7 protein-coding genes and 1 pseudogene are annotated in these 7,058 nt (G+C 69.8%); 3 read left to right on the forward strand and 5 right to left on the reverse strand.

Going from position 1 to position 7,058, the window contains the following annotated elements; genetic code table 11:
- Positions 1-89: 89 nt before the first annotated feature.
- From ACWC5O_RS13950 to ACWC5O_RS13960, 3 genes are all read right to left on the reverse strand, one after another.
- Entirely contained in the window at positions 90-851 is a 762-nt protein-coding gene (locus ACWC5O_RS13950; protein WP_450580908.1) for a hypothetical protein, read from the reverse strand.
- Positions 848-1,336, reverse strand: a complete 489-nt coding sequence (locus tag ACWC5O_RS13955) for a SigE family RNA polymerase sigma factor (RefSeq protein ID WP_450580909.1) — start codon at positions 1,334-1,336, stop codon at positions 848-850. The genes ACWC5O_RS13950 and ACWC5O_RS13955 overlap by 4 nt, the downstream gene beginning before the upstream one ends.
- Positions 1,337-1,484: 148 nt before the next feature.
- Positions 1,485-2,243, reverse strand: a complete 759-nt coding sequence (locus tag ACWC5O_RS13960) for a class I SAM-dependent methyltransferase (RefSeq protein ID WP_450580910.1) — start codon at positions 2,241-2,243, stop codon at positions 1,485-1,487.
- A gap of 100 nt (positions 2,244-2,343) precedes the next feature.
- Here ACWC5O_RS13960 and ACWC5O_RS13965 point away from each other — a divergent pair, with 100 nt between their 5' ends.
- Positions 2,344-2,973, forward strand: a complete 630-nt coding sequence (locus ACWC5O_RS13965; RefSeq protein WP_450580911.1) for a CGNR zinc finger domain-containing protein — start codon at positions 2,344-2,346, stop codon at positions 2,971-2,973.
- On the opposite strand, the gene sodX is transcribed toward ACWC5O_RS13965, so the two are convergent.
- A complete protein-coding gene (gene sodX / locus ACWC5O_RS13970; RefSeq protein ID WP_450581100.1) occupies positions 2,877-3,311 on the reverse strand; it encodes a nickel-type superoxide dismutase maturation protease in 435 nt (144 codons plus the stop codon). The two genes, ACWC5O_RS13965 and sodX, sit on opposite strands and share 97 nt — an antisense overlap.
- Before the next feature lie 145 nt (positions 3,312-3,456).
- Here sodX and sodN point away from each other — a divergent pair, with 145 nt between their 5' ends.
- Entirely contained in the window at positions 3,457-3,852 is a 396-nt protein-coding gene (gene sodN / locus ACWC5O_RS13975; RefSeq protein ID WP_020123534.1) for a superoxide dismutase, Ni, read from the forward strand.
- Positions 3,853-3,859: 7 nt separating this feature from the next.
- Here the strand turns inward: sodN and ACWC5O_RS13980 are convergent.
- Positions 3,860-4,038 (reverse strand): annotated as a pseudogene (locus tag ACWC5O_RS13980) (tyrosine-type recombinase/integrase); the annotation flags it as partial.
- Positions 4,039-4,428: 390 nt separating this feature from the next.
- Between ACWC5O_RS13980 and ACWC5O_RS13985 the strand changes: the two are divergent.
- The coding region (locus ACWC5O_RS13985; RefSeq protein WP_450780976.1) for a glycosyl hydrolase at positions 4,429-7,058 on the forward strand (2,630 nt) is incomplete at its 3' end.

The raw sequence follows: 7,058 nt of genomic DNA on the forward strand, positions 1-7,058 counted from the left end.
AGTCCTCACCGGCGTAGTGCCTGTTGACCGCCTTCCCCTTCGGGCAACCCGCCACGGACGTGGCCGCGCACACCGCCGCCACGGCCCCGCTACGGCAACAGCTGCGGCTTCAGCGCCAGTTCACGCAGCTGCCCCCGCGTCAGCGGGAACGTCTTCAGCACCGGCCCCTGCGACCCCGTGCCCAGGAAGCCCGTCCAGTCACGGACGGCGAGGATGCTGCCGTCCTTCAGCAGCATCCGTGCCTCCAGCGTGTCGCCGTAGTGCGACGGCTGGGTGAGCTTCTGGGCGGGCGTCCGCCAGATCGACAGCACGCCGACACCGGGCACCTTCTCGTTGGTGCACTTCAGCACCGGAGGAGTCACGTTGCCGATGTGGCAGGGGTCCGGGTCCACGTCCTTGGCCGCCACGGCCTTGGCCGGCGTCACCCGCACGGTGACGTACCCGACCCCGCCGTCCCGTGCGACCGCGTAGTCCCCGTCGTACGGCCCCACGTCCTTCGGCAGCGGTGCCTTCGGCACCCCCTTGATCAGCCGCAGCAGCGACACCTCCCGGACCTTGCCGACGCCCGGCGGCAGCAGCTTGGCGAACCCGGCCGCGTCGCCGCCGAACTCCCCGGCGGTCGGCGAGGCGGCCACGCTCTGCCCCTCCCCGCCGGGCAGGACGCCGGACCCGAGGACGACGCCCGCCGCGACCGCGGCCGCGACCACGCCCGTCACCGCCGCACGCCGGCGCCGGCGCAGCCGCGAGGCCCGCGCGAACACCGTCTCGCCGCCCCGGCTCTCCGGCACCGGAACAGTGGCCGCCGCCTTCCACAGCAGCTCCCGTACGACTTCGTTCTCGTTCTCACTCATACGTACTCCTCCCGCACCGCGGCCTTCAGCGCCGCTAGTCCCCTGGCCGTATGGCTCTTGACGGTGCTCTCCCGCATCCCGAGCAGTTCGGCGGTGGCGGCCACGCTGAGGTCCTCCCAGTAGCGCAGCACCAGTACCGCCCGCTGTTTGGGCGCGAGAGAGGCGAGAGCGGCCCGCACCACGAGTCCGGTGTCGTTGTCGGCGGTCTCCCCGGCCACGTCCGGCAGTTCGCCGTACGCCTGCTCGCGCCGCCAGAACCGGCGGCGGGCCGAGATGAAGCTGTTGACCAGCGTCCTGCGCGCATAGGCCTCGAGGTTCTCCAGCCGCCCGTGTCTGCGCGCGCCGAGGACGACCTTCACCAGCGTCGTCTGGACGAGGTCCTCCGCCTCGTCGCGGTTGCCGCACAACAGGTAGGCGCTGCGGAACAGCGCCGTGCGTCTGCCCTCGACGAAGGCGTGCAGAGCCGCTTCCGCGCCCCGCGTCATCCCTCCCCCTTTCCGCCGGTCCACCGGGTACGGACCGTCTCACCCGTACCAGTGCGGTGGGGAACCACCGGGGACGCAGAAAGGGCGGTACGAATTTCTCGTACCGCCCCTTCGAGCGCGTGACCAGGCCGGTTCGGCGTGACCGGACCTACTTGAGGGCGAGGAGCAGCGTGTCCGACGGCGAGCACCACACCGCCCGGGCCTCCCCGAACCCCTTCTCGCGCAGCACACGCGCGTGCCACGCCGCGGACGGCATGTCCCCGTCGGCGTGCTCGCCGTAGATCTCGAAGCGGCGGGCGGTGGACTCGGCGAGGACCGGGTCCTTCGCCGCCACCTGCCACCACTCGGCCCAGTCGAGGGCGCCGCCCCGCTTGGCCTGATCCATGCGCGCGTGCCGCTGGGCGCGCTCCGCCGCGTTGATCCGGGGCGTGCTCTCGTCGATCATGTGGTCCGCGTTCATGAAGACACCGCCGTCGCGGACCAGCCCCGCGACCTGACCGTAGAGGGCCGCGAGGGGTTCGCTGTGCAGCCAGTGCAGGGCCGTGGCGGTCAGGACCGCGTCGTAGGAGTCGTACGGCAGTCGCGCCGGCCAGTCGGGGTCCTTGAGGTCGGCGGTGACGAAGGAGACGCGGTCGTCGCCCTCGAAGGTGCCGCGCGCGATGGCGAGCAGGGCCGGGTCGAGGTCGACCCCGGTGCTGGTGGCCTCGGGGAACCGGGCCAGCAGCCGGGCGGTGATGCTGCCGGTGCCGCAGGCGAGGTCGAGCACGCGCGGGGCCGTACCCACCAGCGCCTCGACCATGTCGAGCATGATCCGGAACCGCTCCTCGCGGTCCGGCATGTACCACTCCTGCTGCCGGTCCCAGCTCTCCTGCCAGGCGGCCCAGTCGGTTCCGGTACTGGTGGTCATGGATTCCCCGTCCCCTCATGCACGCGTAATACCCTGGAAGCACGACCGGCTGTTACCCGACCGCAGACATGACCATAGAACGCCTCCGTAAGGACTACAAGTGGAACTGGCCTATTACTCGGATTACGCCGTACGCCTCGTCAACAGCGAGGAACCGGTCCGGGGCAAGGACTCGCTGACCTCGGTCGAGGCCATCCGCGACCTCTTCGGGGTGAACGCGTCGGCGGCCCGCCGCGCCACCGACGCCGACGTCACGCGCTTCCGCTCGGTACGGGGCAGGCTGCGCGCGGTCTTCGAGGCGGCGGACCAGGGCGACGAGACGCTCGCCGTGGACCTGCTGAACTCCCTGTTGCTGGAGTTCCCGGTCAGCCCGCAGATCTCCGGGCACGACCACCGCGACGAGGACGGCCGGCCGCTGTGGCACATGCACCTGGCCGACCACCCGTCCAACGCCACCGCGGGCTACGCGGCCATAGCGGCGATGGGCCTGGCGTTCCACCTGACCGAGTACGGCGTCGACCGCCTCGGCCTGTGCCAGGCAGCCCCCTGCCGCAACGCCTACCTCGACACGTCCACCAACCGCTCCCGGCGCTACTGCTCGGACCGCTGCGCGACCCGTGCCAACGTGGCCGCCTACCGCGCCCGCAAGCGCCTGGAGGCCGACCGGTCGGGCAGCAGCGGCCTGGCGGCCGAGAGCACCCAGCGCGCCAGCGTCAGCGGCGAGCGCTGACCGTCCTTGAGCGGCCGGTACCGGAACCGCGCCCTGCCGAGGATCAGCTCCTCGGGCACGACCCCGTAGTCGGTGCTGTCCCCGCCCGCGTACGGATTGTCCCCGAGCACCCACCAGCCGCCCTCGCGCCGCTCCACGGCACGCTTGACGACCAGCAGGTCCTGCTGGAAGGGGTGACGCAGGACGACGATGTCCCCCGGCCTGATCGCGGCGCCGTACTGCAGCAGCAGCCGGTCTCCGTGATGCAGCGTGGGAACCATGGACGGGCCCGTCACCTCGGCCAGCCCGAAGGGCGCACCGCCCCTCCCCCGCTCGGTCTCCTGCGACAGCTCCGGCATCCCCGGCACCTCCCCGGTCCGTTCCTCCACCAGTCCCAGTCTGACCCTGGACTTTTGTCCTAAGCCCTAGGGGGCACTCACGAAAACCCGTCGCTCAGGGAGTAATGTCGCACCTGAGAAGACGATCACGAGGAAGGAATGCTCCATGCTTTCCCGCCTGTTTGCCCCCAAGGTCAAGGTCAGCGCGCACTGCGACCTGCCCTGCGGTGTGTACGACCCGGCCCAGGCCCGCATCGAGGCGGAGTCCGTGAAGGCCGTTCAGGAGAAGATGGCCGCCAACGACGACCCGCACTTCCAGGCGCGTGCCACCGTCATCAAGGAGCAGCGCGCGGAGCTGGCCAAGCACCACGTCTCCGTGCTCTGGAGCGACTACTTCAAGCCCCCGCACTTCGAGAAGTACCCGGAGCTGCACCAGCTGGTGAACGACGCCCTGAAGGCCCTCTCGGCCGCCAAGGCGTCCACCGACCCGGCCACGGGCCAGAAGGCGCTGGACTACATCGCCCAGATCGACAAGATCTTCTGGGAGACCAAGAAGGCCTGATCTTCGATCACGCCGCTTGACCTGCGATTTCTTTGGTCGCCTGGTCTTCCCTTCCGCACCCGGTCCGCAGGCCGCCGAGCACGGCGTCCATGACGGTCCGGGTGCGGTCTTTTTCGCCCGGCCACAGGTGGGCAGGTCGGGGGTCACCACGTGGGGCAGCTCGACGGGCCCGCGGCCCTCGCGCTCGTGCACGAACCCCCTGGACCTCCTCGGGCAGCGGTCGACAGCCGGTGCAGGAAGCGTCCTTTTGAGACGCGCGACGTCTTCCACGAAGAAGCCGCCCGGTGACGGTCGGTCGAACGATTACCGCGCATTGTATTGACGACCCCCCTGAGTGACCCTAGCCTTCCCGGCTTGAGAGCGCTCTCAAGTCGCAACAGTACCGACTCTCTGCGGTAGCAGCCTGGGATATGAAAGCCCAGCTGTGTCACTCACCCATACGACCCGCCGAACGCGTCGGCCCGGGTCGTCCGAACGCTTCGCCTCCTGCTGAAGGGTGACCCGATGTCAAGAGACAGTGCTCAGCCATTAACGGCGGCGCAGTGGTCCGCACCGTGGCGGCGAGCGGCGGTGTTCGTGGCCGTCGCCGCCCTCCTCGGTGCGGTCCTCGCGGTGCTCAACTCCGCGACTGCTGACGCCGACACGGTGGGCGCGGGCAGTTACACCACCACGGCGCCCGGCCCCCTGCCCTCGGGGTGCGCGGACCTGTCCACCAACCCGCGCCATTGGGTGACGGCAAACGCCCCGTCGGGTGCCGTCCCCACCAATGACTGGTGGTCGTCGATCCTGTGGAAGCGCACCAACTGCGCCTACGGCGAGCCGCTGTTCGCTCAACCACTTGGTTTCCGAGCTCGGTCGGGAGGGCTGGGCGTCTCCTACAGCACCAAGCCGACGATCTCCGGCAGCGGCAAGGGCGTGGGCGAGTACCACTTCAACTACCAGGAGGACTTCGTCGCCGGTGTCTCCGGTCTTGCCGCCCCCGAGGTGAAGGTCGACGACTGGAGCGACTGGACCGTCAGCCCCTACCTCAGCGACGGCACGCACACCCTGCGGGCCACCATCGGCTCCGGCCTTCCGTTCGCCTACTTCCGTGCGACGGGCGGTGACGCGCAGATCAAGGCCGCCTCCGACACCACAGTAGACGTCTGGTCCAACTCCGGCTCCAGGATCGGCTACAGGGTCGACGGACACGACTACGTCGCCTTCGCCCCCACCGGCGCCACCTGGTCGGTCGACGGCTCCACCTTCACCTCCTCGCTCGCGGGCAAGGACTACTTCTCCGTCGCCGTCCTGCCGACCACGCCGTCCACCTCCGCCGACGAGCGTGCCGCACTCGCGACCGAGTACGCCAAGTACGCCCACAACCACGTCTCCGGCACGGCCGTGTCCTACCGGTACGACGAGGCGGACAGCACCGTCACCACCACGTACCGCTTCACCACCACCGCGCTGGAAAGCTCGGCGACCGGGACGGTCGCGGCCCTGCTGCCGCACCAGTGGCGCCACCTGGCCGACGGCAGCCCGCTGCCGGAGAAGTACACCTCGTCCCGGGGCCCGCTGAAGGTGCTGACCGGTATCACGTCCTTCGCGACGTCGATGGTCTTCCACGGGGTGCTGCCCGAGATACCCGCGGTCGCCGACAGCTCCGGCGCGGACGCCACGACACTGCACGACTACCTCGACGCGGAGAAGGCCGACCCGACCCGCCAGCAGAGCGACGACACCTACTGGACCGGCAAGGGCCTCGGACGCGCCGCCCGCCTGGCGGAAATCGCCGACCAGACCGGCGACACCGGCGTCCGCGACGCCGCTCTGTCCGCGATCAGGTCCAAACTCACGGACTGGCTCACCGCGTCGTCGGGCGAGACGGGCCACCTGTTCTACTACGACGGCAAGTGGGGCACGCTGATCGGCTATCCGGCCTCCTACGGGTCCGACCAGGAGCTGAACGACCACCACTTCCACTACGGCTACTACATCGCCGCGGCCGCGACCCTCGCCAGATTCGACCCAACCTGGGCCGACGCCGACCACTACGGCGGCATGGTCGACCTGCTCATCCGGGACGCCGACAACTACGACCGCACCGACCAGCGCTTCCCCTACCTGCGGGACTTCGACATCTACGCCGGTCACGACTGGGCCTCCGGCCACGGCTCGTTCGCCGCGGGCAACAACCAGGAGTCGTCCTCCGAGGGGATGAACTTCGACAACGCGCTCATCCAGTGGGGCGTCGCCACCGGGAACAAGGCCGTCCGGGACGCCGGAATCTACATGTACACCACCCAGGCCGCCGCCATCGAGGACTACTGGTTCGACACCCACCACCAGATCTACCCCAGCGACTTCCCGCACAAGGAGGTCGGCATGGTCTGGAGCAACGGCGGCGCCTACTCGACCTGGTTCTCCAGCGCCCCCGAACAGATCCAGGGCATCAACCTGCTGCCGGTGACCGGCGGGCACCTCTACCTCGGTGACGACCCGGCCTACGTCAAGGCCAACTACCAGGAGATGCTCGACCAGGCCGGCAAGACCCAGCCCTCCATCTGGACCGACATCTGGTACGAGTACCTGGCCCTGGGCGACGGCGACGCGGCCCTGGCCGCCTTCCGCGCCAACAACTCCTTCGCCTCCGAGGAGGGCGAGAGCAAGGCCCACACCTTCCACTGGATCGACAACCTCGCCGCACTCGGCACCGTGGACACCACCGTCTCCGCCGACAATCCGCTGACCGCGGTGTTCGTCAAGAACGGCGAACGCACCTACGTCGCCGCCAACACCACCGCCACCGACACCACGGTGCACTTCTCCGACGGAACCACGGTGCGGGCGCCCGCGGGCAAGACCGTCACGGCCGGCGCCCACACCTGGAGCGGCGGCAGCACGCCCGGCGGCACGGAACCCACCCCGACGCCGACGCCGACACCCACGCCCACTGGCGGCACGGGTTCCTCGCCCACGTTGTACCTGGGCAGCGACGGGACACTGGCCGGCACGGCCGGGACCGCCGGCAGCATCACCCTGGCGTCGGCCGATGACACCAACCACGACGGCAGCCCCTACAAGCCACTCACGTTCACCGCCTCCGGGCTGGACCTCAAACACACCGACAAGACCACCCGGTTCGACCTGGCCGTCGACGCCAAGGACGCCGTCGGCAACGGAGTCCAGGTACAGGTGTCCTACGACTGCACCGGCAACGGGAC

This window comes from Streptomyces sp. NPDC001450 (assembly GCF_053597295.1).